This is a genomic window from Marinomonas sp. GJ51-14 (genome assembly GCF_055808695.1).
Map to the genome: position 1 here is coordinate 1,774,436 of NZ_CM147879.1, position 22,617 is coordinate 1,797,052.

Annotated in this window: 24 protein-coding genes and 1 tRNA gene; 18 read left to right on the forward strand and 7 right to left on the reverse strand. The window is 40.5% G+C overall.

The annotated features are described in order from the left end of the window. Positions 1-30: 30 nt before the first annotated feature. Both rpe and AC0L3Y_RS08545 read left to right on the forward strand, forming a co-directional pair. Positions 31-702, forward strand: a complete 672-nt coding sequence (gene rpe / locus AC0L3Y_RS08540; RefSeq protein ID WP_473470463.1) for a ribulose-phosphate 3-epimerase — start codon at positions 31-33, stop codon at positions 700-702. Beyond that, positions 702-1,382: a phosphoglycolate phosphatase gene (locus tag AC0L3Y_RS08545; protein ID WP_473470464.1), complete on the forward strand. Its 681-nt coding sequence runs from the start codon at positions 702-704 to the stop codon at positions 1,380-1,382. The genes rpe and AC0L3Y_RS08545 overlap by 1 nt, the downstream gene beginning before the upstream one ends. A 78-nt stretch (positions 1,383-1,460) precedes the next feature. Here the strand turns inward: AC0L3Y_RS08545 and AC0L3Y_RS08550 are convergent, their stop codons facing one another. Beyond that, positions 1,461-2,585, reverse strand: coding sequence for a mechanosensitive ion channel family protein (locus AC0L3Y_RS08550; protein ID WP_473470465.1), 1,125 nt, complete (start codon positions 2,583-2,585; stop codon positions 1,461-1,463). Between the two features lie 74 nt (positions 2,586-2,659). Then, positions 2,660-3,991: a magnesium transporter gene (locus AC0L3Y_RS08555; protein ID WP_473470466.1), complete on the reverse strand. Its 1,332-nt coding sequence runs from the start codon at positions 3,989-3,991 to the stop codon at positions 2,660-2,662. 285 nt (positions 3,992-4,276) lie between these two features. Between AC0L3Y_RS08555 and AC0L3Y_RS08560 the strand changes: the two genes are divergently transcribed. The 4 genes from AC0L3Y_RS08560 (at position 4,277) to AC0L3Y_RS08575 (ending at position 7,212) form a co-directional block, all read left to right on the forward strand. After that, the gene (locus AC0L3Y_RS08560; protein WP_473470467.1) at positions 4,277-4,855 is read left to right on the forward strand and encodes an aminodeoxychorismate/anthranilate synthase component II; all 579 of its coding nucleotides are present in this window, start codon (positions 4,277-4,279) and stop codon (positions 4,853-4,855) included. 9 nt (positions 4,856-4,864) lie between these two features. After that, the gene (gene trpD / locus AC0L3Y_RS08565) at positions 4,865-5,905 is read left to right on the forward strand and encodes an anthranilate phosphoribosyltransferase (protein ID WP_473470468.1); all 1,041 of its coding nucleotides are present in this window, start codon (positions 4,865-4,867) and stop codon (positions 5,903-5,905) included. Positions 5,906-5,925: 20 nt separating this feature from the next. Next, positions 5,926-6,741, forward strand: coding sequence for an indole-3-glycerol phosphate synthase TrpC (gene trpC, locus AC0L3Y_RS08570; protein WP_473470469.1), 816 nt, complete (start codon positions 5,926-5,928; stop codon positions 6,739-6,741). A gap of 63 nt (positions 6,742-6,804) precedes the next feature. Next, positions 6,805-7,212, forward strand: coding sequence for an OsmC family protein (locus AC0L3Y_RS08575; RefSeq protein ID WP_473470470.1), 408 nt, complete (start codon positions 6,805-6,807; stop codon positions 7,210-7,212). Between the two features lie 74 nt (positions 7,213-7,286). On the opposite strand, the gene aguA is transcribed toward AC0L3Y_RS08575, so the two are convergent. From aguA to flgA, 5 genes are all read right to left on the reverse strand, one after another. Beyond that, positions 7,287-8,393, reverse strand: a complete 1,107-nt coding sequence (aguA, locus tag AC0L3Y_RS08580) for an agmatine deiminase (protein ID WP_473470471.1) — start codon at positions 8,391-8,393, stop codon at positions 7,287-7,289. A 162-nt stretch (positions 8,394-8,555) separates the two neighbouring features. Next, positions 8,556-8,631: transfer RNA gene (locus tag AC0L3Y_RS08585), tRNA-Arg, on the reverse strand. An 87-nt stretch (positions 8,632-8,718) separates the two neighbouring features. Next, entirely contained in the window at positions 8,719-9,198 is a 480-nt protein-coding gene (locus tag AC0L3Y_RS08590; RefSeq protein WP_473470472.1) for a flagella synthesis protein FlgN, read from the reverse strand. A 34-nt stretch (positions 9,199-9,232) separates the two neighbouring features. After that, entirely contained in the window at positions 9,233-9,547 is a 315-nt protein-coding gene (gene flgM / locus AC0L3Y_RS08595) for a flagellar biosynthesis anti-sigma factor FlgM (RefSeq protein ID WP_473470474.1), read from the reverse strand. Positions 9,548-9,661: 114 nt separating this feature from the next. Continuing rightward, positions 9,662-10,354, reverse strand: a complete 693-nt coding sequence (gene flgA, locus AC0L3Y_RS08600; RefSeq protein ID WP_473470475.1) for a flagellar basal body P-ring formation chaperone FlgA — start codon at positions 10,352-10,354, stop codon at positions 9,662-9,664. Positions 10,355-10,493: 139 nt separating this feature from the next. Between flgA and AC0L3Y_RS08605 the strand changes: the two genes are divergently transcribed. The 12 genes from AC0L3Y_RS08605 (at position 10,494) to flgK (ending at position 22,616) form a co-directional block, all read left to right on the forward strand. Next, positions 10,494-11,423 carry a chemotaxis protein CheV gene (locus AC0L3Y_RS08605; protein WP_473470476.1) on the forward strand — a complete coding sequence of 310 codons (930 nt, stop codon included), beginning with the start codon at positions 10,494-10,496 and terminating at the stop codon, positions 11,421-11,423. Positions 11,424-11,459: 36 nt separating this feature from the next. After that, positions 11,460-12,296 carry a CheR family methyltransferase gene (locus AC0L3Y_RS08610; protein ID WP_473470477.1) on the forward strand — a complete coding sequence of 279 codons (837 nt, stop codon included), beginning with the start codon at positions 11,460-11,462 and terminating at the stop codon, positions 12,294-12,296. A gap of 249 nt (positions 12,297-12,545) precedes the next feature. Continuing rightward, positions 12,546-12,941 (forward strand): flagellar basal body rod protein FlgB, encoded by a 396-nt coding sequence (flgB, locus tag AC0L3Y_RS08615; RefSeq protein ID WP_473470478.1) that lies wholly within the window; start codon positions 12,546-12,548, stop codon positions 12,939-12,941. 5 nt (positions 12,942-12,946) lie between these two features. After that, positions 12,947-13,396 carry a flagellar basal body rod protein FlgC gene (gene flgC, locus AC0L3Y_RS08620; RefSeq protein ID WP_473470479.1) on the forward strand — a complete coding sequence of 150 codons (450 nt, stop codon included), beginning with the start codon at positions 12,947-12,949 and terminating at the stop codon, positions 13,394-13,396. A 10-nt stretch (positions 13,397-13,406) separates the two neighbouring features. Further along, positions 13,407-14,114: a flagellar hook assembly protein FlgD gene (locus tag AC0L3Y_RS08625; RefSeq protein WP_473470480.1), complete on the forward strand. Its 708-nt coding sequence runs from the start codon at positions 13,407-13,409 to the stop codon at positions 14,112-14,114. Positions 14,115-14,127: 13 nt separating this feature from the next. Next, complete coding sequence (locus tag AC0L3Y_RS08630) at positions 14,128-15,825, forward strand: flagellar hook-basal body complex protein (RefSeq protein ID WP_473470481.1); 1,698 nt, start codon at positions 14,128-14,130, stop codon at positions 15,823-15,825. Positions 15,826-15,964: 139 nt separating this feature from the next. Then, the gene (flgF, locus tag AC0L3Y_RS08635; protein ID WP_473470482.1) at positions 15,965-16,708 is read left to right on the forward strand and encodes a flagellar basal-body rod protein FlgF; all 744 of its coding nucleotides are present in this window, start codon (positions 15,965-15,967) and stop codon (positions 16,706-16,708) included. A 46-nt stretch (positions 16,709-16,754) separates the two neighbouring features. Beyond that, entirely contained in the window at positions 16,755-17,540 is a 786-nt protein-coding gene (flgG, locus tag AC0L3Y_RS08640; protein ID WP_473470483.1) for a flagellar basal-body rod protein FlgG, read from the forward strand. A gap of 13 nt (positions 17,541-17,553) precedes the next feature. Next, positions 17,554-18,402: a flagellar basal body L-ring protein FlgH gene (locus tag AC0L3Y_RS08645; RefSeq protein ID WP_473470484.1), complete on the forward strand. Its 849-nt coding sequence runs from the start codon at positions 17,554-17,556 to the stop codon at positions 18,400-18,402. A 48-nt stretch (positions 18,403-18,450) separates the two neighbouring features. Further along, complete coding sequence (locus AC0L3Y_RS08650) at positions 18,451-19,539, forward strand: flagellar basal body P-ring protein FlgI (protein ID WP_473470607.1); 1,089 nt, start codon at positions 18,451-18,453, stop codon at positions 19,537-19,539. Positions 19,540-19,547: 8 nt separating this feature from the next. Continuing rightward, positions 19,548-20,531 (forward strand): flagellar assembly peptidoglycan hydrolase FlgJ, encoded by a 984-nt coding sequence (flgJ, locus tag AC0L3Y_RS08655; RefSeq protein WP_473470485.1) that lies wholly within the window; start codon positions 19,548-19,550, stop codon positions 20,529-20,531. Between the two features lie 108 nt (positions 20,532-20,639). Further along, entirely contained in the window at positions 20,640-22,616 is a 1,977-nt protein-coding gene (gene flgK / locus AC0L3Y_RS08660) for a flagellar hook-associated protein FlgK (protein ID WP_473470486.1), read from the forward strand. Position 22,617: the final 1 nt, after the last annotated feature.

A 22,617-nucleotide genomic window follows, 5' to 3' on the forward strand; every position in this document is an offset into this window, starting at 1 on the left:
TCTTTTATTGTGTCACCGCTGGAGTCAGATATGAATGATTTTATTATCGCACCTTCGATCCTTTCTGCCGATTTTGCTCGATTAGGCGAAGAAGTCGATCAGGTTCTTGAAGCGGGAGCAGACATCATACACTTTGATGTGATGGATAATCATTATGTTCCCAATTTAACGATTGGTCCTATGGTCTGTAAAGCCCTGCGTAAACACGGAGTGACGGCAGATATTGATGTGCACCTTATGGTGAAGCCTGTTGATCGTATGATAGGTGACTTTATTGAAGCGGGTGCGTCCATTATCACGTTTCATCCAGAGGCCAGTGAACATATAGATAGATCGTTACAGATGATTCGTGATGGCGGGTGTAAGGCGGGCTTAGTTTTTAACCCTGCAACACCTTTGCATTATCTTAAACATGTGATGGATAAAGTCGATATGGTTTTGTTAATGTCGGTTAACCCAGGCTTTGGTGGGCAATCATTTATTCCAGGTACATTGGATAAACTACGTGAAGCGAGAGCTTTAATCGATGCCAGTGGTTACGATATTCGTTTAGAAGTTGACGGTGGAGTTAGCGAGAAAAACATTGCGGAAATCGCTCAAGCAGGTGCTGATACATTTGTCGCAGGTTCAGCTATTTTTGGCAAAGATGATTACAAAACCGTGATTGATTCTATGCGCCGTGAATTGGCGAGTGCACGATAATGAAAACACCTAAACATTTTACAAAATGGTTTGAGGGGTGGCCGGAATTGGTTTGTCTTGATTTAGACGGAACTTTAGTCGACAGTGTTCCTGATATTGCCGGTGCAGTCGATGCCTTCTTATCTAAGCTCGATGCGCCTTTAGCTGGCGAAGATTTAGTTCGAACTTGGGTTGGCTTTGGCTCCGCTAAATTAATCGAACAAGCGTTGCAATGGGCTAACCTCGATGCTTCGAAGCATGAAGAAGCATATCGTATTTTTCTGATGCATTATCATGCTCATTTAACCGATAAAACGACCCTTTATCCGAATGTGAAAGCCCTATTAAAAGCGCTAAAGCATAATGGCGTGCCTGTTGCCTTGATTACCAATAAGCCGAGTGTCTTCGTAAAACCTATGTTAGATCATTTTGAACTAACAGAGCAGTTTGGCTGGTTGTTGGGAGGGGACACGCTAGAAGAAAAGAAGCCCTCCGCTTTTCCTCTATTGCATTGCAGCGAATCGATAGAAGCTTTACCTGAAAATTGTCTGATGGTCGGTGATTCAATCACTGATTTTAATGCGGCGAAAAATGCGGGTTTTAAATGTGCCTTGGTAACGTACGGTTATCATCAAGGTGTTGATCTTGCAGGGTTGGGGGCTGATGCTGTGATGGATGATTTGGCGGAATTACTTATTTGATTTTTTCAAATTGGTTTGAGCTGATTTTATTTGGAAACGCCAAGTGAATACCACTTGGCGTTTTTTATGATGTGAATATTACCTTGTTTGAGAAGCATTAACTTGATTGGTTGATGGCATCATGTTGCCATCGTCGGCCATATGAACAGTATGGGTAGGGAAGGCAACTTCGGCACCATGGGACTCAATGATTCTCATAGCTTTAAACAAAACGTCTTCTTTCACATTATGAAAAGTTCGCCAATCTACTGTTTTCGTAAAAGTATAAATAAAGAAATCCAGAGAAGATGGTCCGAACTGATTAAAGTTCACCATGTAGATTTGTTCTGTGTCGAGATCTTCATGCTTGGCGATCATGTCTTTAATATCTGCTAAAATAGCTGGTAGAAGACTGAAATCGTCATAACGTACACCAATGGTTTCATTGATGCGACGATGGGACATACGAGACGGGTTTTCTACAGAAATAAGTGAGAATGTTGCATTAGGTACGTATAAAGGACGCTTATCAAAGGTTCGAATGCGAGTTTGACGCCAGCCAATATGTTCTACTGTTCCTTCAATGTCTTGATCGGGAGAGCGAACCCAATCACCAATGGCAAAAGGACGATCCAAATAAACCATTAAACCGCCAAAAAAGTTTGCTAACAAATCTTTTGCTGCAAAACCTACTGCAATACCGCCAATGCCGCCAAAAGCTAAAACCCCTGAAATACTGTAGCCAAGCGTTTGTAAAATAACTAAAGCTGAAGTGATGATGACAGATGCACGTAATAATTTACTGATGGCACTCGCTGTTGTGTAGTCTACGTTAGTCTTAACTTTATCTGAATTAACAATGGCTTTTTCACTTTCCGAAATACAGCGTAAAATAAACCAAGTTAACAGAACGACTACACCAACTTCACGAACCGCTGAAATTAAAGATGACAAGTCAGGATCTATTTCTGTGCCTGAAACTTCTGCAGCAACACTTAAGCCGACTAACCAAACAAATGCTCCTGCAGGTTTTTGAGCTGCGCTAACAAGAACATTATCCCAAGGAGTTTTTGTGCGTTCTAGTTGTTTATCAATCCGCATTAAAATACGGTGAACAATAAAATTAATTATTAAGGTGATTGAGACAATTAAAAATACACGGATCACCCAGTGCATGTCTGTCTCACCTAGACCGAGGTATATTTGCGCCATTTCCCAATTCATTATGTGTTCTCTACATTCGTTGTATTATTCATGTATGGTTTTTTATCTTAATAAAATAGCCTTGCTTTAAACAATCAAAGCAACAATAAGGTGCCTAATCCTAAGAAGGCAACAAAGCCGGCAATATCGGTTACCGTGGTTAAAATAACGGAACCAGACAATGCGGGGTCAATTTTTAACTTGTCTAATAGTACCGGAATTAATACGCCTGATAGTGCCGCCATTAAAATATTCACAATAATGGCTAAGCCAATAACGGCTCCAAGCATTGGACTTTCAAACCACCAAAGGGTGATGACGCCAATAACGATAGACCACAAAATACCGTTTAAACCACCAACTTTGAGCTCTTTGCTTAATAAAGATTTTAAGTTACTTCGAGTTATCTGCCCAAGTGCTAAGCCTCGGACAATTAAGGTTAAAGTCTGGCTTCCTGCAATACCGCCCATAGAGGCAACAACAGGCATTAATACGGCCAAGGCGACAACCTCTTGCAAAGTGGCTTCGAACAAACCAATAAAAGCAGAAGCCAAAAAAGCAGTTAGCAAGTTAATACCTAACCAAATGCCACGGGTTGCAGCACTACGTTTTACTGGTGCAAATAAGTCAGATTCCTCATTTAAACCTGCGGTCGCCATTTGTTGTGCTTCGTGCTCTAAACGCCATGTTTCCATTGCGAGTCCTGCGTGGAAGCGACCTAATAAAATTAGATTTTCATCCACGACAGGAAGTGCGGAGAAAGAAGAGCGTTCCAACTGTTCGGCTGCTTTGGTCAGCTCTGTATTAGCGTGAATAAAAGAGCATTCTTCGTCAATTAGACTGGAAATGGGTTCATGACCTTGAGCTTTAAATAACTTATCGAATTTGACGCAGCCAACCCAGCGTCCGGTTCTGTTTACCAAATACACCATGTCAGTGTAACTTGGCGTCTCTTTTTTTAGTAACCTAAGCGCTTCTGAAGTGCGAATGGATTGGGATGCAATCAGTAAATCATGATCAATCCAACGACCCACTACGTCATCGTCGTAAACAATACCTTGTTGGTAATATTCACGTTGTTTGTTGTCCATCTGGTTGAGGGCGATATCAACCAAACGATCCGGTAAGGAATCGGTGATTTCTAGTAGGTCTTCAGCATCTACGTCGGTAAAAAGGGTTTCAATCTCCGTATCGTCTAACTCTTTTAAAAGAAGTTGACGAGATTCACCACGCATCTCAACCAAAATATCAAGACGATTTGCTTGTTTGATATTTGCCCAAGCTTGTTGTCGTTGAACAAGTGGAATGGATTCAAGGGCCAAGGCTACATCGTCAGGAGTAAGCTCTGAAATAGCTTTGTTGACAGACTCTGGAGAGTGTTCGTCATTGATTAGAGTTTCGATGAGGTCAGCAACTTGGCTATGCACAGGTAATCCTTAAAACACTGAAAGTTGAGAGTAAAGATAGCATGCGGGCTAGTGTGTTATACAACAGTTTGTTTATCAAACAAGGCTTTGTTTTTACACGAAATTATTGAAAAGTTTTCAGAGTGTTGAGAAATGGAATTGTATAGAGAGTAATGAAAGGTGTAGAGCAATAGTTTTCATGGTTCAAATCCTTTAAAATCACGGGCTATTTTATGCGATTCTCTTTTTTTGTGTTTTGAGTGAGAAAATTGCGCTGAAAAAACATTTTCGCGAGTTAGCCTTTACATGCTGTTGATGATCGATAACTACGACTCTTTTACTTACAACCTTGTGCAGTATTTTCGTGAGCTTGGCGCAGATGTGCAGGTGTATCGTAATGATGAGATATCAATAGAAGAGATTGAACGACTTGCTCCTTCTCATCTAGTTATATCTCCTGGGCCTTGTACACCAAATGAAGCGGGTATTTCGATGGCGGCGATTGAAGCGTTTGCAGGAAAAATTCCAATATTGGGTATTTGCTTAGGTCATCAAAGTATTGCTCAGGTCTTTGGTGGTGAAGTAATTCGTGCTAAAAATGTTATGCATGGAAAAACTTCATTGATACATCATCAAAATACATCGGTATTTTCAGGATTACCAAACCCGCATGTGGCAACACGTTATCATTCTTTGGTGGTGTCAGCTGATACTTTGCCGGATTGTTTTGAAATAACGGCTTGGTGTCAGAATAATGCAGGTGAAAAAGAAGAAATTATGGGGATTCGACATAAGGCATTAGCTATTGAAGGGGTGCAATTTCATCCTGAGTCGATTCTTACCGAGGCAGGACATGCCTTATTAGCGAATTTTTTAACACGATAGGAGAAGCTGGTGGATATTCAAAAAGCGATTGCTGCCGTTGTTGAGCGCCAAGATTTGAGTGGCGACGAAATGCGTACGGTGATGAGTGACATCATGACCGGAAAAACCACACCAGCACAAATCGGTGGTTTTTTAATTGGTTTAAGAATGAAGGGTGAAACGGTAGAAGAAATTATTGCTGCCGCTCAAGTCATGCGCGATTTATCAAGTAAGGTTGATCTGGATTTTGACCATATTGTTGATACCTGTGGAACAGGTGGCGATGGCGGTAATTTATTTAATGTGTCGACGGCGTCGGCTTTTGTTGTTGCTGCTGCTGGCGGTAAAGTGGCAAAACATGGTGGCCGTTCTGTATCGTCTAAATCAGGTAGTGCTGATGTATTAGAACAAGCCGGTATTTATCTTGGGCTAGATGCGGAACAAGTTTCTCGGTGTGTTGCTGAAATCGGTTTGGGGTTTATGTTTGCGCCAAATCATCATTCTGCCATGAAGCACGCTGTTGGTCCTCGTAAAGAAATGGCGACGCGTACGATTTTTAATTTACTTGGCCCACTCACTAATCCTGCTAATGCGAAGCGTCAGGTAATGGGGGTATTTGATCAGAAGTGGGTGCGACCGATTGCTGAAGTGTTAAAAGCGCTTGGTAGTGAACACGTTATGGTTGTGCATTCTGAAGATGGTTTGGATGAAATGAGTATTGCTGCGCCGACGTTTGTTGCAGAGCTAAAGAATGGCGTTATTTCAGAATACATGGTTTCTCCAGAAGACTTTGGCATTCCATTGCAGTCTATCGATACGATCCAAGCAACAGATGCAAGCGAAAGTTTGGTACTTATTAAAACGGCACTAGAAGGCAAGGGCAAAGTAAATCCTGCACGTGACATCGTCGCTTTAAATGCGGGTGCGGCGATTTATGTTTCAGGTATTGCTGATACCTTAGCCGAAGGCGTGAACATAGCAGAAGATGTGATTGGTGGTGGTACAGCGAAAGTCAAAATGTCTGAGTTGGCAAGTTTTACACGTTGTTTTATGAGCTCTGACTCACTTTAACGAATAGGAGCGGCAGCATAATGCAAATAGAAACCCCAACCATTTTAAAGAATATCGTTGCTCGTAAATACGAAGAAATTAATGAGCGAAAATCTCATACTCCCTATGGCAACTTAGAGGTTGCTGCTTCGGTAGCTAATGTGCATAACGCTCCTCGTGGTTTTGCTCATGCATTAAAGCATCAAATAGCGATTGGTAAAGCGGGTGTCATTGCAGAAATTAAGAAAGCTTCTCCGAGTAAGGGGGTTTTGCGTGAAAATTTTGTTCCTGCTGATATTGCTCAATCTTATGAAAAAGGCGGAGCGGCATGTTTGTCTGTTCTAACGGATCATGATTTTTTTCAAGGCCATGAAGACTTTTTAGTAGAAGCGCGTGCGGCGTGTGGATTGCCTGTTATTCGCAAGGACTTTATTGTCGATGAATATCAAGTATTAGAAGCCAGAGCCATTGGTGCAGATTGTATTTTGTTGATAGCTGCGTGCTTGAGTGGGAACAAACTACGTCAGTTGGATAATATGGCGCGTGATCTTGGTATGGATGTCTTGGTTGAAGTGCATAATCGTCCGGAGCTTGAATTGGCATTGGAATACACAGAAACAGAGTTATTTGGTATCAATAATCGCGACTTGCATACTTTTGAATTGAGTCTAGACCACACATTCGAACTGATGGATAGCGTACCTTCTGATCGCCTTATCGTAACTGAGAGTGGGATTCATACTCGTGACGATGTGTCCTTGATGCGTGAAAAAAATATTAATGCCTTTTTGGTTGGTGAAGCATTTATGCGTGCTGACAATCCAGGTGAAAAATTAGCTGAGTTGTTTCAGTCTTAATGGGTCATATTAAGGTCTAGTAGAGACAGCTTTAGACACAACAGAATAATGTAGGGTTGAACGATGAAAACGAATGTAAGTTGGCAAGAAGATGTGCATTTTACTGCAGAGACAGGTTCTGGCTTTAAAGTGGAAATTGATGGTAGTCAAATAGCAGGCCCAAGACCAATGGAGTTGTTGCTTGCTGGGTTGGGTGGTTGTACTTCTTATGATGTGGTTGGCATTCTTAAAAAATCTCGCCAAGACGTTGTCTCTTGTGTAGCTCAAATCGATGCGGATAGAGCAGATGCTGTTCCAGCTGTTTTTACAGAGATTCGAGTTCACTTTGTGGTAACTGGCCGTAAATTGAAGGAAAGTGTGGTTGCGCGTGCTGTAAAGTTATCTGCTGAAGAGTACTGCTCTGCTTCGTTAATGTTAGAGCGAGGCGGTGTTAAAATCGTTCATAGCTTTGAAGTAATTGAGGCCGAATAGACAGGCCTAAGAGTAAAGAGCTTACGAAACTGGCCTTAGTACTATATTACTAAGGCCTTTTTTATTGAAGATTATCACTTGTTTGGCTCTTGTTTGCTTGGCACTTGTTGAGTTATACAGTGGATATTACCTCCACCTAATAAGATGTTGCGTGTTTGAATACCGATAATTTGATGATTAGGGAAAGCTTCTTGTAGTAATGCCTTGGCATGCTTGTCGTTTTTTTTGTCAAGCATGGGGACAATAACCGCCTGGTTGCTAATTAAGAAATTTGCATAAGACCCTGCAAGACGCTCACCAGCTTGACGCTCCATAAAGTTACTGTCTTCTATGTTTTGAGCTTCTGTTTCAGAAACAAATAAAGGGCCAGGCATAGGTAATTTTATAATGTCTAGTGTTCTGCCTTTGGCATCTTTTGCCTGACTCAATACTTTATAAGCTTCTTGACTGATAGCATATTGAGGGTCGTTTGGATCTTCGCAGTACGTGAGAGCAACAACACCTGGTCGAACTACATGCATGATGTTATCTACATGGCCATTGGTTTCATCGTTGAACAGGCCTCGTTTGAGCCAAATGATGGTTTCCACGTTGAGATGGCTTTTTAGTAAGTTTTCTATTTCAGTTTTGCTTAGATCTGGATTTCGGCTTGGGTGAAGTAAGCATTCTTCGGTTGTATAGAGCGTGCCTTCACCATCTACATGAATAGAACCACCCTCTAGAATAAGTGACGTCTTGTAAACATCATCGCCAGTCACTTCAGCCATTTTTTCAGCGACAGCATTGTCTTGTTCCCAGTTGTCGTAGAGTCCGTCTAATTCTCCTCCCCACGCATTAAACTGCCAATTATTCACCCGGCGTGCGCCTTGGTCATTGACCACATAAGTACCGCCGATATCACGCATCCAACTGTCATCAGAAGGTATTTCAAGCACTTTGATATGTTCAGGAATAGCTTGGCGAGCTTGCAGGAAATGATCAGAACCAACAATAAAGGTAACGGAGGTGAATTGTGCAATTGCAGACGCTACAGCGATAAATTCATTTTGTGCTGGAATACCTTTCTCACGCCAATTGTCTTCTCGTACTGGCCATGCCATCCAAACTTGTTCCTGTGGTTCATGTTCGCCGGGCATTCGAAAGCCATCTTCTTTTGGGGTGGAGTTCAATATTTTGGCCACTTTTATGTCCTGCTTTTTCTTGGTCTGAATTGAGTGTGGTTTTGTCTATTTTATAATTCAAAGGAAGGAATCGTATAGGTTTATATTTTTATACAAAGAGGAGGGGTGAAACAGTTGTTTTAGAAGTGGAGTGAAATTAGTTTAATTCATTCTATCGAATGATGGTGTCCCCACCAGGACTCGAACCTGGAATAGCCGCTTAGGAGGCGGCAGGTATATCCTGTTTACCTATGGGGACATTATGATTGGTAGATGACTATTTTATACGTTAGTGATTTAGTAATGCAATATGGGCAGGAGATATCATATTGATTTTTATCGTATTTTAAGCTCGACCTAATGTTTGCTTACTGCTTATAGGGCGTGTAGAGCCTCGGGAAGTGTAAACTTTGTTTTTGCTGCTATGACCTTGAAGGAGTTCGAAAAGGTGCTTATTACGCTTTTGAAGTGTGTTTAGGATTTGAGCATTTGTATTATTTTGTGTTTTGCATTTTTTAAGTAATGCTTCACACTCTTGCATGAGTAGACGTACTTCATCCATAGAGCTATCTTGAAGATCTAGCCAGTCTTTGAAATCTTGCTCTGTTGGTTTTTTTCGGTCCAAAATGTCGAACTTAATAAGTATATTGACTCTTTTTTCATTAAGTTGGTTCATTTCATCAAGAAGAGTTTGTTTCTGCTCTGATAGGGAAATAATAATTTCGCTGTCTGATCCGCCATACGCCAATCGCTCTTCGTCAAGAAGCAAAGAGAGCTTTTGTAGCGTCTCTTTGCTTTTGATAAAAATCGGGGCAATAGGAATCATAAGATAAGTCGATTCAAGACTGTTTTATCGCAGTCTAAAATAACGAGTCCATAGAAGCCATATTGCTCGCTAGCTTCTGTGTATCTATTTTATAATCGCCTGCTGCAATCGCAGCTTTTATTTGTTCAACTTTATCCATATCAACGTTTGGTAGATCGTTGATTTTAGATTGTTGGCTTTGCAATGTTTGAGCTGTTCCGCTTAGTCGTACAGTGTCTTCAGCTAGAACTCCGCCATTCTGTACTGTATTTTGCTTTTCAGTTGCATTGCTTGCTGCATCATCTTTCTGCGAGCGTTCGCTTTTGTTGATGCTGCCTTGGTTTGATAGACCTGTAAAATTTATTGCCATTGGGTTTTTCCGCCCTTTTATGATTTGCCTGTCTATATTGTCGGCTGGGTCTACATAAACTTTAGTAAAAAGCCCCAGAAAAAAACAATTAATAAACCACCGATTAATCTCTACCTAATAGTTTACAAGAACCTCACTGTTAGTTACAACTTTGGCGTATATAATTCGCTCAGAACTGATGTTTTGTACACGAATTTGTTGTCCTTTTGTTCCATTTTCCAAAGCAACGCCATTCATCCTAACTATAATGCTTCCACTGCTTGCAGTTATTAAAACAAGATCTCCTTTTTTAACAAGCATAGGTTGGTTGGTAAGGTTCTCAGTTATAAAAGTATTTATACGTAAATTACGAGATGCTATTAGTCCATAAGGTGGGTTTTTCTGAGTAAAAACTTGCCCTCTTAACGTGGATAAATCTACTTCACCGACATCAGTGTTGGACCTGGTAATGACTTGCCCTCTATTAATGGGATTAATCGTTTTAATAGCAGGAATCATGATAGATTGAGTGACGGGTATATAGGATTTCCAAGTAGGGGAATCACAGCTAATTTCATAATTTGTACGTTTTGTTGCGTCAGGTCTTTGATTTGTTATTCGAATGGTTTCGTGCTCGCAATCAGGAAGGTAATTAAGGGCTGCGAGGTTATTAGGGGTAATGCTAATTGCTGCATCCGTATATATTTCGGATAAGCGAGGAATTTCAACACTATTTATATAGCGATTGATTTGTTCTTCGATAGAAGTGGCATATATTGAACCAGATTGGAAACAAAAGAAGGCTATTGTTAGCCTTATGATTCGCATGATTAGCTCTCTTTGTTTATTATTACGTTATTAATAAGATAGTTAGTATAATATTTTAAATCACTTTATCATTGGATGATGCATTTTAACAATTCTGAGGCCACCCTCAGAGTGATGTTTACACATTTTGGAGGCGTTTATGGCTGGAGTTTTGGATACTGTTAATCAACGTACGCAGTTAGTGGGAGAAAACCGACTGGAATTGCTGTTGTTTCGATTGAATGGTAAGCACCTTTATGGCATTAACGTGTTTAAAGTAAAAGAAATTCTTCAGTGTCCTAAACTAACATCTATGCCACATAGCTCACCTGTCGTTAGAGGTGTTGCTCATATTCGTGGGGGGACGATTCCTATTTTAGATCTTGGTTTGGCTACAGGCTCAAGCCCGATGGAAAATATTGATCAGTGCTTTGTTATTATTACCGAATACAATAGACGCATACAGGGATTCTTGGTTCGTGGTGTTGAGCGTATCGTTAATATGAATTGGAGTGATATTCAGCCACCTCCGAAAGGGCTGTCTAATGATAATTATCTGACTGCTGTTTGCCAGGTGGAAAAAGAAATGGTTGAAATACTTGATGTTGAGCAAATTCTTTCAGAAGTAGCTCCTACACGTCAGGATATTTCAGAAGGTATTGTGAATGATGGTGTTCAAGAAAACGCTAAGAAGCATCATATATTAATCGTTGATGACTCATCTGTTGCTCGTAAGCAAATTAAACGTTGTATGGAGCAGGTTGGGTTTGAGACAACGGTATTGTGTGATGGTCGTGAAGCGCTGAATTACCTAGAAGGTATCGTCGCTGAAGGAAAAGACATTACTGAAGTGTTTTCAATGGTTATTTCTGATATAGAGATGCCTGAAATGGATGGTTATACTTTGACAACTGCAATTCGTAACGACAGTCGTCTGCAAGATTTATTCATTCTGCTACATACTTCATTAAGTGGTGTGTTTAATGAATCCATGGTGAAAAAAGTAGGAGCGGATGGCTTCTTAGCCAAGTTTCAGCCAGATGAATTAGCTCGATTAGCTATAGAAACAGTACAGGTTCAATCCGAATGATATTTCGTTCTGATTCCTGTTATTTATGGAGTTTTAATGCTCAATAGTACAAATGCAATCACGCCTAATGGCTATATTAGGTTTAGAGATTATCTACAAAAGGTATGTGGAATCTCACTTAGTGATAATAAGCAATACCTGGTCGCTAGTCGCTTAGGAAAGGTGTTAGAGCGAGAAGGGTTTTCTAAGATTGAGCAGTTAGTTGATGCTTTAGATAGATCGGGAAGCTTTAAGCTTAAAGAAGAAGTCATTAATGCAATGACAACCAATGAAACGCTCTGGTTTCGAGATATACACCCTTTTACTATTTTAAAAGATAAGGTGTTGCCTGAGATGAAGGCAACACCTTTGCGAATTTGGTCTGCTGCCTCTTCAACAGGTCAGGAGCCTTATTCAATTAGTATGGTTATTGAAGAGTTTAAATCTTCTCGACCTGGTGTGTTGAAAGCTGGTGAAAGAATCATAGCGACCGATATTTGTACGAATATCCTTCAGCACGCTAAACAGGGTGAGTATGATAGTTTAGCTATTGCACGAGGTCTTGGTCCTGATTTGCAACGTCGTTATTTCGATAAAGTAAATGACCTTACTTGGAAAATAAAGCCGCATTTGAGCTCTCGGGTTGAGTTTAAATACCTCAACCTTATTGATTCATTCACCATGCTTGGTAAGTTTGATGTGATTTTTTGTCGTAATGTATTGATCTATTTTACTGTTGATTTAAAACTCGATATTTTAAAAAGAATGCATGCGTCTTTGAAGCCTGGCGGTTATTTGTTTCTTGGTGGTTCTGAGGCGTTAAGCGGCCTTTCTGATTATTTTGAAATTGTTCAATGTCATCCTGGAATAGTCTACAAAGCGAAAGCGCTTTAAAGGTTTGCATTAGTTGATTTAGTATTCTTTAGATTGGCTAATCTTTAATTAGTAGCAAAATATAAAGCCTACCTATTTTTGAATGGGTGGGCTTTTTTGTTTTTCAAACTCCCTCTTTAAATTTGCCGCTTTTTGCCGTGTAGTCTAGCTTGAAATATAACTGTATGAAATATATAGGTTTTTTGTTTTGGCATTATAATTGCTTTATATCCATTGTATTAATTAATTATGTTTTTCATTGAGGATTAAATGGCTATTTCTTTTGCAAGTGCATTTGCAGGACACGACAAGGCATTAGAGTTTAGAAGTGCTAGAGCTGCTGTGCTTGCAAATAATATAGCCAATGCGGATACGCCAAATTTTAAAGCGAGAGATATTTCGTTTGACTCACTTCTGAGTGATGAGCGCAATAAGTTGCAGCTCGCCGGAAGTAATGCTCGACATATATCTGCTGAAGGTTCTTTGTTTGAATCAGAAGATGGTTTGTTATATCGCAATGGTAGTCAACCTGCACTGGATGGAAATAATGTCGACATGCAAAGAGAGCAGGCAGAGTATGCTCAAAACTCATTGCAATTTGACACGAGTTTTATGTTTTTAGATAGAAAAATTAGCGGCATGAGAAAAGCGCTTACAGGGAATTAATAACAATGTCTTTAAGTAATATTTTTACCATCTCTGGATCCGCAATGAGTGCTCAAACGGTACGTTTGAATACGGTCGCAAGTAATATGGCGAACGTAGATAGTGCTGCAAGCTCTGCAGATCAAACTTACCGTGCACGCAAGCCTATTTTTTCTCAAATGATGAATGACAGCATGCGAGATTATGGCTGGAGTAATGCTGGTGCTGATAATAGTGGTGCGGGTGTTGGTGTTAAAATAGATGGTATTGTTGAGTCAGATGCACCTTTACAGCCTAGATATGAACCAGATCATCCAATGGCTAATGATGACGGCTATGTATTTTATCCGAATGTGAATCCAATAGAAGAGATGGCAGATATGATGTCGGCATCTCGATCTTTTCAAACAAATGTAGAAATTATGAACTCGGCAAAAAGTATGATGCAGAAAATGCTCACGCTTGGGCAGTCGTAGGAGCTGACAGATGGCAAATATATCTGATACTAAAGGTCTTGGTAATCTGATCTCTCAATATGGGACGGACTCGGCTAAGGCAAAAGCTGGTGTTGAAAAACCAGAAGTCTCAGCAGAAGAGACAGGAGCATTAGCGGATCAAAATGTATTTTTGAAGTTGTATATTGAGCAGCTGAAAGGTCAGGATCCAACCTCTCCCCAAGATGCTAATGATATGGTTGCGCAAATGTCCCAGTTTAGTTCTCTAGAAAGATTGACAGGAATTTCTGATCAACTAGAGATTATGGCTACTTCTTTGACTTCTAATCAGGCGTTAAGTGCTTCTACATTAGTTGGCAAATCTATTTTAATGGATGGCGATAAAGCTAAAATTACAGAAGGCTCGGAAGATGTTCGAGTGAAAACTATCATTCCTGAGAACTCTCAATCTGCGACTTTGAAAATATACGACGCTGATAATCGCCTTGTCCGTACTTCTGTTCTTAATTCTGGTGATTATAAATGGGATAAGTTGGACGACGACGGAAAAGCGTTGCCGCCTGGTGAATATCGTTTTGTCGCCTCATCAGCGGATGCTGAAGGGGAAATATCTGCTATGACAACACAACTTCCGACCCGTATTCAGGGTGTTACCATTAATGGTGAAAACGGCACTATGTTGAATGTTGAGAATCACGGCAAAATTAAACTTACAAATGAATTAGAAATTTTAGGATAATTGGGAGAGCATTATGGGATTTAATACTGCATTATCTGGCATTAAGGCTTCTGCCGATTATTTAAGTGTTACAGGTAATAATATTGCTAACGCCGATACAACGGGCTTTAAAAAGTCGCGTATTGAATTTGATGACCTCTACAATACCAGTGTTTTAGGTGCGGGTAGTGGTAATAGCATTGGTTCTGGTGTGAGTGTAAGTAAGGTTGCTCAAGAGTTTTCTCCTGGCAACTTGTCTTATACTGATAATAATTTAGATGTTGCCGTTGATGGCCAAGGTTACTTTGTTTTAGATGCTGGTATTGCTCAGTCTTATACGAGAGCTGGTAATTTTAAGTTAGATGAAAATGGCTATTTGGTGACAAATACGGGTAGCCATGTTCAAGGTTTTAATGCCGTAGAAGGCGTTATTGGTGGTAATTTAGATGATCTTATGATTCCTACGGATCGAATTCCCCCTGAGTCAACAACAGAGATGGAGTTGAAGGTAAACCTAAATTCAAAAAGTGATGATGTTCCGCCTTACATCAAGGCAGATTTTGATCCGCTAGACCCTGATACTTATAATTATACTCAGACCCAAGGTATCGTCGATGGTGATGGTAAAAATCACATAGTAACCTACTATTATTCTAAGAGTGAGTTGCCTAATACTTATAAAGTTCATGCGACGGTTGATGGTCGTATGACTGATGATACTGGGGCTGCGTTCTTAGGTGAAACTTATGCTACTTATAACTCTGCAGAAGGTGGGACGGATTATAATGGTGATGGTACAAATGAAGAGGCTTTTGAGCTTCTTTATATGGGAGATGTTGAGCCTAGTCTTGTTGATATCGAAGCGGCTACTAAAAACCCTTTAGCTGTTGCTGGTACATTAGGTGGAGTGGCTATCGCGTCAACTCTTGAGGCGGATGATGTCCGAAACCCTAGAATGGTTGCCCGTGAAGCCTTTGATCCGTTACAGCCTGAAACTTACACCTATGGTAATACAAGAACAGTTTATGACAGCCTTGGTGAGTCCCATACTCTAGGTTATTACTTTATTAAGCAGGGCGAAAATAATACTTATGAGTTGCGCGTTACAATGGATGGCGAAGAAACTTTCCCTGATCCTTTAACTGGAGAAGATACACGTTACTTGGAGAAAAACACTGCAGTGAGCTTTGATGCTGCAGGTAATCTCTTAGGGGCCTATCGTGGCGTGCCTCCATTTAGTGTTGCTCAACCTATATCTTTAGAAATTTTGGGTGTAGATCCAACAAACCGAGGTCGTATAACACCTTTGGATTTGACTGGCTCCACTCAGTACGCATTAGAAAATACTGATAGCTTTGAGCAGGATGGTTATTCTGCTGGTGAATTGCAGGGTGTGTCGTTTGATGCTGATGGTTTCTTGGTGGCTAATTACACCAACCAACAAACGGCAATTCTTGGCCAAATTGCCTTGGCAACGTTTGATAGTAATGACGGTCTTATGCCGTCAGGACATACATCTTGGTTGGCAAGTAAAGGTTCTGGGCCTGCTGATATCGGTCGTCCGAACAGCGGGGCATTAGGTAAGATTCAAGGGGGCGCATTAGAAGAGTCTAATGTCGATTTAACGTCTGAACTTGTTGCTCTGATTGAGGCGCAGCGTAATTACCAAGCAAACAGTAAAACATTAGAAACAGAAAATACTGTAACGCAGACGATAATTAACCTTCGTTAATTTTCTGGAGAGAGAAGATTTGACGCCGGAATGGCTTTGCTATTCCGGCTTTTTTTTGTCTTTTTTTATGTGTTTTCGAGTTGGTATGATTCTTGATAGTAGTTAATTGAGTTATGTGAATTTTCTGAGGAGTCTCGTAGTGGATAAGGCCTTATATTTAGCAATGAGTGGTGGTGTACAAACCATGAATGCTCAAACAATACATGCTAATAACCTAGCTAATGTTAATACAACAGGCTTTCGTTCTGATTTTGAGCAAGCTCGCTCTATGCAGGTGTATGGTGATTACCATCCTAGCCGAGTATATGCTATGACTGAAAATCCAGCGACGCGATACACAGAAGGAGACTTAATTCAAACGGGTCGAAATCTAGATGTTGCGGTTGCGGGGAAAGGTTTTATTGCTGTTTATGATGAGCGTGGTCAAGAAGCTTATACCCGTGCAGGAGATTTACAAATTAACGCCGCTGGACAATTGGTAACCGGACGAGGTTTGCCTGTTGCTGGTGTTGATGGGCCTATATTCTTGCCTCCTATTGATAGTATTAATATTACAGCTGACGGTTCTATTTCTGTCATTCCTCAAGGTGGTGCCGGTAATGAAGTTGCCGTTTTGAATCAAATTAAATTAGTGAATCCTGATGCTCAGAATTTGCGAAAAGAGGAAGATGGTCTTATTCATTCTCGTGATGGTCAAGAATTTGAAATAGACCCTAATGTTCAGTTGGCTTCTGGTTTTGTAGAAAGTAGTAATGTGAACGCGGTGGAAGAGATGACCCATATTATGAATTTATCTAGACGCTTTGAAATGAATGTGAAGATGATGGATACGATTCGAAATAATGCCGACGCTTCAGCTCGAATATTACAGCGTAGTGCTTAAATACCAATTGAACAGTAAAGAATAATAGAATTTAAATGAGGTTTTTATGAATTCAGCATTATGGGTAAGTAAGACTGGCTTAAGTGCAATGGATAAGCAGTTGAACGTGGTTGCCAACAACTTGGCCAACGTTTCAACAACGGCGTTCAAGAAAGACAGAGCTGTATTTGAAGATCTTATGTATAAAGCAGTTAGAGCTCCCGGTGGTTTGAGTGCTCAAAATGCTGAGCTGCCATCTGGTCTACAATTAGGTACAGGTGTAAAAGTTGGTGCGTCACAAAAAGATTTTTCTAATGGCGATTACAACATGACAGACAGGCAGTTGGATGTCGCGATCCAAGGTAAAGGTTTTTTACAAGTGTTACAGCCTGATGGCACAATTGGTTATACTCGTGACGGTAGCCTCCAATTAAATAGTCAGGGGCAGATTTCAACTTCTGGTGGTTTGGTTTTAGAACCTGGTATTCAGATTGATCCTGGTGCTATTGAAATAATGATTGCAGAAGATGGTGTTGTTTCTGTTCGAATGTCAGGTGAAACGGATGCACAAGAAGTCGGTGCTATTAATATTGCAGGTTTTATTAATCCAACTGGATTAAGTGCGCAAGGGCAAAATATATTTACAGAAACCAATGCTAGTGGGCCTCCACTTGTTGGTGTTCCTGGCACAGATTCTTTAGGGACTCTTGCGCAAGGTATGCTGGAGGCGTCGAATGTGAATTCGATTGAAGAACTTGTCAATATGATTACTACACAAAGGGCTTATGAGATGAACTCGAAAGTTATCTCTGCGGCAGATGGTATGATGAGTTTTGCAATACAGCAATTATAGTGAAGTATGGAATATGAAGAACATTAAATTTGCGCTCTTAGCATTGTTAAGTATCTCTTTGACGGGGTGTCTTACATGGGATATAGATCAGCAGGCGGTTGCAAATGCTGCCGCTGCAGGAGCAGCTGGTGCTGTTGCTGATGCTGTCATTGATGCTGTAACAGACGATGAAGAAGCAGATGCTGAACCTGAGTCTAATGGGGAGCGCAAAGGGTTTGTTCCTGATGCAAATGATCCATTAAATGGTCCTGAAATTAGCCAATCTATACAGTCTGATGACCCTTACTATACGCCAGTCTATCCGAATGGAATTGGCCCTTCTCAAGCGCCAACTGGTGGTATTTATCAAGTTGGCATGGGCGATGTTTTTTTTGGTGATCAGAAAGCCAGTAAAGTGGGTGATATATTGACCATTAACTTAAATGAAACGACGACTTCTACAAAAGCGAATGCAGCAACTGTTTCTAAGTCTTCCTCTGCAACAATTGAAAATCCGACTGTGCTGGGGACTGAGCTAAATGTAGATACAATTGTTCCACAGCAAGGGACGGATTTTTCTGGTAATGCATCAGCGAATCAAAATAACAGTTTAAGTGGTACTATCTCTGTAACCGTATTTAAAGCATATCCGAATGGTCTTTTGGCGGTACGTGGTGAAAAATGGTTACGCTTAAATCAAGGTGATGAATACATACGTTTTTCAGGTATTGTCCGTAAGCAGGATATTTCTCCAGACAATACTGTTGAGTCAGAACGTGTTGCCGATGCGAGAATTACCTATTCAGGCACAGGTGATGTTGCAGCAGGAAGTGAACAAGGCTGGGTGAGTCGATTATTAAACTCCAGCAATATGCCTTATTAATTTGATATAACAAATGAGCAGTATCTAATGCTCTCAACAGGTGATGCGATGAAACACATAGCGCTAATAGTTTTGTACCTTCTATCCTTTTCTGTACAAGCAGAACGTTTGAAGGATATTGCTAGTGTTCAAGGTGTTCGAGAAAACCAATTGTTTGGTTATGGTCTAGTTATCGGCCTAAATGGGACGGGCGATAGTACGGCTTTTACTAATCAAAGTTTTGCAAGTATGCTTTCTCGTTTTGGGGTGACGTTGCCAGAAGGAGTAAATGCGACATCTAAAAATGTTGCAGCAGTGTCGTTGACGGCAACATTACCGGCTTTTTCTAAACCAGGACAAAAAATTGATGTGACAGTGTCTTCGATTGGTAATGCAAGCGCATTACGAGGAGGAACATTGTTACTGTCTACTTTAAAAGGTGCAGATGGTGCGGTTTATGCTATTGCCCAAGGTAATTTGGTTGTTGGTGGGTTAGGGGCGAATGGTGCGGATGGTTCTAGAACATCTGTTAATGTTCCAACGGTTGGACGCATCCCGAATGGAGCAAGTGTTGAACGTATTGTTGCGAATAGTTTTAATACCGGAGACACACTTACTTTTAACCTTAATCGACCTGATTTCACAACGGCAAAACAAGTTTCTGATAAAATTAATAATCTTTTAGGACCTGGAGTAGCAACAACACTCGATGCCACGTCAATACGTGTTTCCGCTCCAAGGGATCCGAGTCAGCGGGTAACATTTTTATCTATTTTAGAAAATCTTGATGTTGAGGTTGCAGAGGAACGAGCTCGTATTGTTGTGAACTCTCGTACAGGAACTATTATTATTGGCCAGCATGTTAAAGTTTCACCGGCTGCAATTACGCATGGTAGTCTTACTGTAACAATTAAAGATGTCCCGCCCGTTGTTGGTCAAGATGGCACAATTACTGGTGGTGAAACAATCGTATCTCCTCGCGAAGGTATTGAGATTAGTAGAAATAGTGGGCATATGTTTGTATTTGACCCCGGCGCCTCGTTAAATGATATTGTCCGTGCTGTGAATCAGGTTGGCGCTGCGCCAGGTGATGTTATGGCGATTTTAGAAGGTTTAAAGCAAGCGGGCGCCATTAACGCTGATCTAGTAGTGATATAGGTTTATAGATGAATTCAGTACCATCAAATCAAAATTTTTTTGCTGACTTTTCTTCCCTAACTGCACTGAAGACAAAAGCGCAAAAAGACCCTGATGCCGCTTTAAAAGATGTTGCCCAGCAGTTTGAGTCAATCTTCATCAATATGATGCTCAAAAATATGCGTAGTACAAATGAGTCTATTGGTGGTGGTCTTTTTTCTAGCGCGCAAACTAAACAATACCAAGAAATGATGGATTCACAGATGTCGCAAAGTATCGCGAATTCTGGTGGTATTGGTTTATCTGAAGCTTTAATTCGTCAATATCAAACACAGCAAAGCCAGGCAAGTTCACCTGAAGCAAGAGTGCGAGGAGATACAGACTTTCTTAATCAAGTGGCAAAGCAAGACTTGGTAAGAATCCAGGCCCTTGCCCAGCGAGCTTCTATTGAGTTTGTTCAAGCTGCTCAAAAAGAAGCGGATCAACTTACTGACAATGTTTCAGAGAATGATACCGTTTCGGCTCCATCTGCTTTGTCAGTGGTATTTGAGTCACCCGATGAGTTTGTTGAAAACCTCTGGCCTCATGCTAAGCAAGCAGCAGAGAGGTTAGGTGTGAATCCTAAGGCTATATTAGCACAAGCGGCTCTTGAAACGGGTTGGGGAAAGTATCCTATAGCCAAAGAAGATGGTGCAGCAAGCTTTAATTTATTCGGTATCAAAGCAGATAGTCGTTGGTCTGGTGATAGGGCTGTGGTGAATACATTAGAGTTTAGAGATGGTGTTGCTAAGCGTGAAAAAGCAGCGTTTCGTGCCTATGATTCGTTTGGTCAAAGCTTTGATGATTACGCTAATTTCCTAAGTTCTAGTGAGCGGTATAAAGATGCCTTGCAGTCAGGAGATGACGCATCAATGTTTGCCGCCTCACTTCAAAAAGGTGGTTATGCCACCGACCCTAAGTACTCTGAAAAAATTGATAGCATCCTCTCAAGCCAGTGGTTTCAAGGCTTGTAATAAAAAAACATTAAATCTCAGCATTGGTCAGATTCTTGCATTAGTAGCTTCTATAGAGTTAAAAACTATCTAAGTTATTTCTTGAACAACGTGCTAGAGGTGTGAGCTATGAGCTCAAATTTATATACAATTGGTTTGACTGGGTTACAGTCTAGTAATGCCCGTATTAATACGACTGGGCAAAATACAACCAATGTCGACACCGAAGGCTATAGTCGTCAAAGAACCGACACTACCAGTTCTCCTCTTGGTGGTGTGGTTTTGCGTGATACATCGCGACTTGTTGATAACTTCGTTAGTGCTCAAGTTAGAGCAGACGCCGCTAATTTTTCTTATTACGACACTTATAATTCTATGATGAGTGTTGCTGATAACTTATTAGCTGAAGACAGTGTTTCATTAACCGCTTATATAAATGAAGCATTTGGCGCTCTTCAAGCGGCAAACAATGACCCAACTTCCTCTTCATTGCGAGAGCTTGCTCATTCCAGCCTTAAAATACTTGTTGATCAATATAAAACCCTTTCTGATGTTGTGACGCGTCAAGAACGTCTAGCCAGTGATCAATTGTCTGTTTCTTTAACAGACTTGAATACAATCACGACAAAAATTTCTGAATTAAACGGTAGTATTTTAAGAGAGGAAGGACTATCTATTTCTCCAGCTAATGAGTTAAGAGATCAGCAAGAATTATTGGCCAAAGATCTTTCCAAATATTTAGATATTAAGGCAAGCTTCACCGAAAAGGGTTTGATGACAATTCATTTGAAGAATGGTCAACCATTGGTTATGGATCAAAACCCAACAGAATTAAAAATGCAAACTGACCCGCTGGATCCTAAAAATATTAAGCTGATAGTCGATTTTGGTGATCATAATGTTGGCTTGAAAATGGATAGTCTTGGTGGCAGTATCGGTGGTTTAGTTGACTTTCGTACACAATTTAGTACGTATGCAGACCGTACGTTAGGGCAGCATGCCATTTCTATTGCCGATGCGATGAATGTGCAAAATGCAAAAGGACTTGATGGAAATGGTGATTTTGGTAAAGATTTATTCTCTTTAGGTGAAATAGACATTTTTACCACTAGGGATAATGTTCATAAGTTGCCTGATATTTCAGTAAGAGTCTCTTCGGGTGGCGCAAATGATATTACTAAAGATACATATGAGCTTACGAAAACAGATAGTGATCGATTTGCGATAACCAAATACGATGTGAATGGGAAGGCTTCTGGTCATCAGACGGTTTTTGATTTTTCTACATTAACACCAAGCGGCGAAGGGTATTATTCCATTGAAGGTTTGGGTATCGATCTTCGCTTAAAAGATCCAGATGATATTGAAGAAGGCGATATCTTTCGCTTTACACCAACAGAGCATGCTGCGACTAACTTAGGTTTAAACGCTAAGAATGGGCAGGCGTTGGCGTTTAGTGCTCCTATTGGGGTGAGCACTAACTCTGATAACTTATCTGATGCAAAGATCTCTTTGACTTCGATAACAAATACTAACCCTAAGACGTCAGCTTTTACCGCCAATGCTGAGCTTTATCCAAGCGCTCCTCATAAAATCTACTTTACATCTCCTAGTTCATATGTGGTTCAAGATGCATCTGGTATTGAAATAGCAAATGTTACTAATGTACAACAATATAGTAATTTACTTGAGCAAGCAGGCTTAGCACAGGAAGCAGGTTTTGATGTATCCGTTTCTTCGAAGCCACAAAGAGGGGATGAGTTTTCAATTAGTGTTGATGAAGTTGGCCCGGCGGATAACTTTAATGGTATTGCGTTAGTGGATTTGCAGAATCAATCATTAGTGGCTGGTAAAACAAGTTTGTCAAAATCGTTTGCAGGTTTCATTTCTTATGTTGGTAGTAAAACCGCTGAAATAGCTGGTCATGCAGAATCAAGTGAAGTCGTTTTTAATGATAGTATGGCTCGACGAGACAGATTGTCGGCGGTTAGTTTAGATGAAGAAGCAGTTAATCTTTTGAAGTATCAACAATCTTATTCTGCTTCAGCTCAAGTTGTTACTGCAGCTCGTACTACGTTTGAGACATTGCTTGGGATTATGAGGTAAG

What these genes read in the sequence shown, in the direction of transcription:
- rpe (WP_473470463.1), top strand. Translation starts at nt 31, where the DNA reads ATGAATGATTTTATTATCGCACCTTCGATCCTTTCTGCCGATTTTGCT.
- AC0L3Y_RS08545 (WP_473470464.1), top strand. Translation starts at nt 702, where the DNA reads ATGAAAACACCTAAACATTTTACAAAATGGTTTGAGGGGTGGCCGGAA.
- AC0L3Y_RS08550 (WP_473470465.1), bottom strand. Translation starts at nt 2,585, where the DNA reads ATGAATTGGGAAATGGCGCAAATATACCTCGGTCTAGGTGAGACAGAC.
- AC0L3Y_RS08560 (WP_473470467.1), top strand. Translation starts at nt 4,277, where the DNA reads ATGCTGTTGATGATCGATAACTACGACTCTTTTACTTACAACCTTGTG.
- trpC (WP_473470469.1), top strand. Translation starts at nt 5,926, where the DNA reads ATGCAAATAGAAACCCCAACCATTTTAAAGAATATCGTTGCTCGTAAA.
- AC0L3Y_RS08575 (WP_473470470.1), top strand. Translation starts at nt 6,805, where the DNA reads ATGAAAACGAATGTAAGTTGGCAAGAAGATGTGCATTTTACTGCAGAG.
- AC0L3Y_RS08590 (WP_473470472.1), bottom strand. Translation starts at nt 9,198, where the DNA reads ATGATTCCTATTGCCCCGATTTTTATCAAAAGCAAAGAGACGCTACAA.
- flgM (WP_473470474.1), bottom strand. Translation starts at nt 9,547, where the DNA reads ATGGCAATAAATTTTACAGGTCTATCAAACCAAGGCAGCATCAACAAA.
- flgA (WP_473470475.1), bottom strand. Translation starts at nt 10,354, where the DNA reads ATGCGAATCATAAGGCTAACAATAGCCTTCTTTTGTTTCCAATCTGGT.
- AC0L3Y_RS08605 (WP_473470476.1), top strand. Translation starts at nt 10,494, where the DNA reads ATGGCTGGAGTTTTGGATACTGTTAATCAACGTACGCAGTTAGTGGGA.
- AC0L3Y_RS08610 (WP_473470477.1), top strand. Translation starts at nt 11,460, where the DNA reads ATGCTCAATAGTACAAATGCAATCACGCCTAATGGCTATATTAGGTTT.
- flgB (WP_473470478.1), top strand. Translation starts at nt 12,546, where the DNA reads ATGGCTATTTCTTTTGCAAGTGCATTTGCAGGACACGACAAGGCATTA.
- flgC (WP_473470479.1), top strand. Translation starts at nt 12,947, where the DNA reads ATGTCTTTAAGTAATATTTTTACCATCTCTGGATCCGCAATGAGTGCT.
- AC0L3Y_RS08625 (WP_473470480.1), top strand. Translation starts at nt 13,407, where the DNA reads ATGGCAAATATATCTGATACTAAAGGTCTTGGTAATCTGATCTCTCAA.
- AC0L3Y_RS08630 (WP_473470481.1), top strand. Translation starts at nt 14,128, where the DNA reads ATGGGATTTAATACTGCATTATCTGGCATTAAGGCTTCTGCCGATTAT.
- flgG (WP_473470483.1), top strand. Translation starts at nt 16,755, where the DNA reads ATGAATTCAGCATTATGGGTAAGTAAGACTGGCTTAAGTGCAATGGAT.
- AC0L3Y_RS08645 (WP_473470484.1), top strand. Translation starts at nt 17,554, where the DNA reads ATGAAGAACATTAAATTTGCGCTCTTAGCATTGTTAAGTATCTCTTTG.
- AC0L3Y_RS08650 (WP_473470607.1), top strand. Translation starts at nt 18,451, where the DNA reads ATGAAACACATAGCGCTAATAGTTTTGTACCTTCTATCCTTTTCTGTA.
- flgJ (WP_473470485.1), top strand. Translation starts at nt 19,548, where the DNA reads ATGAATTCAGTACCATCAAATCAAAATTTTTTTGCTGACTTTTCTTCC.
- flgK (WP_473470486.1), top strand. Translation starts at nt 20,640, where the DNA reads ATGAGCTCAAATTTATATACAATTGGTTTGACTGGGTTACAGTCTAGT.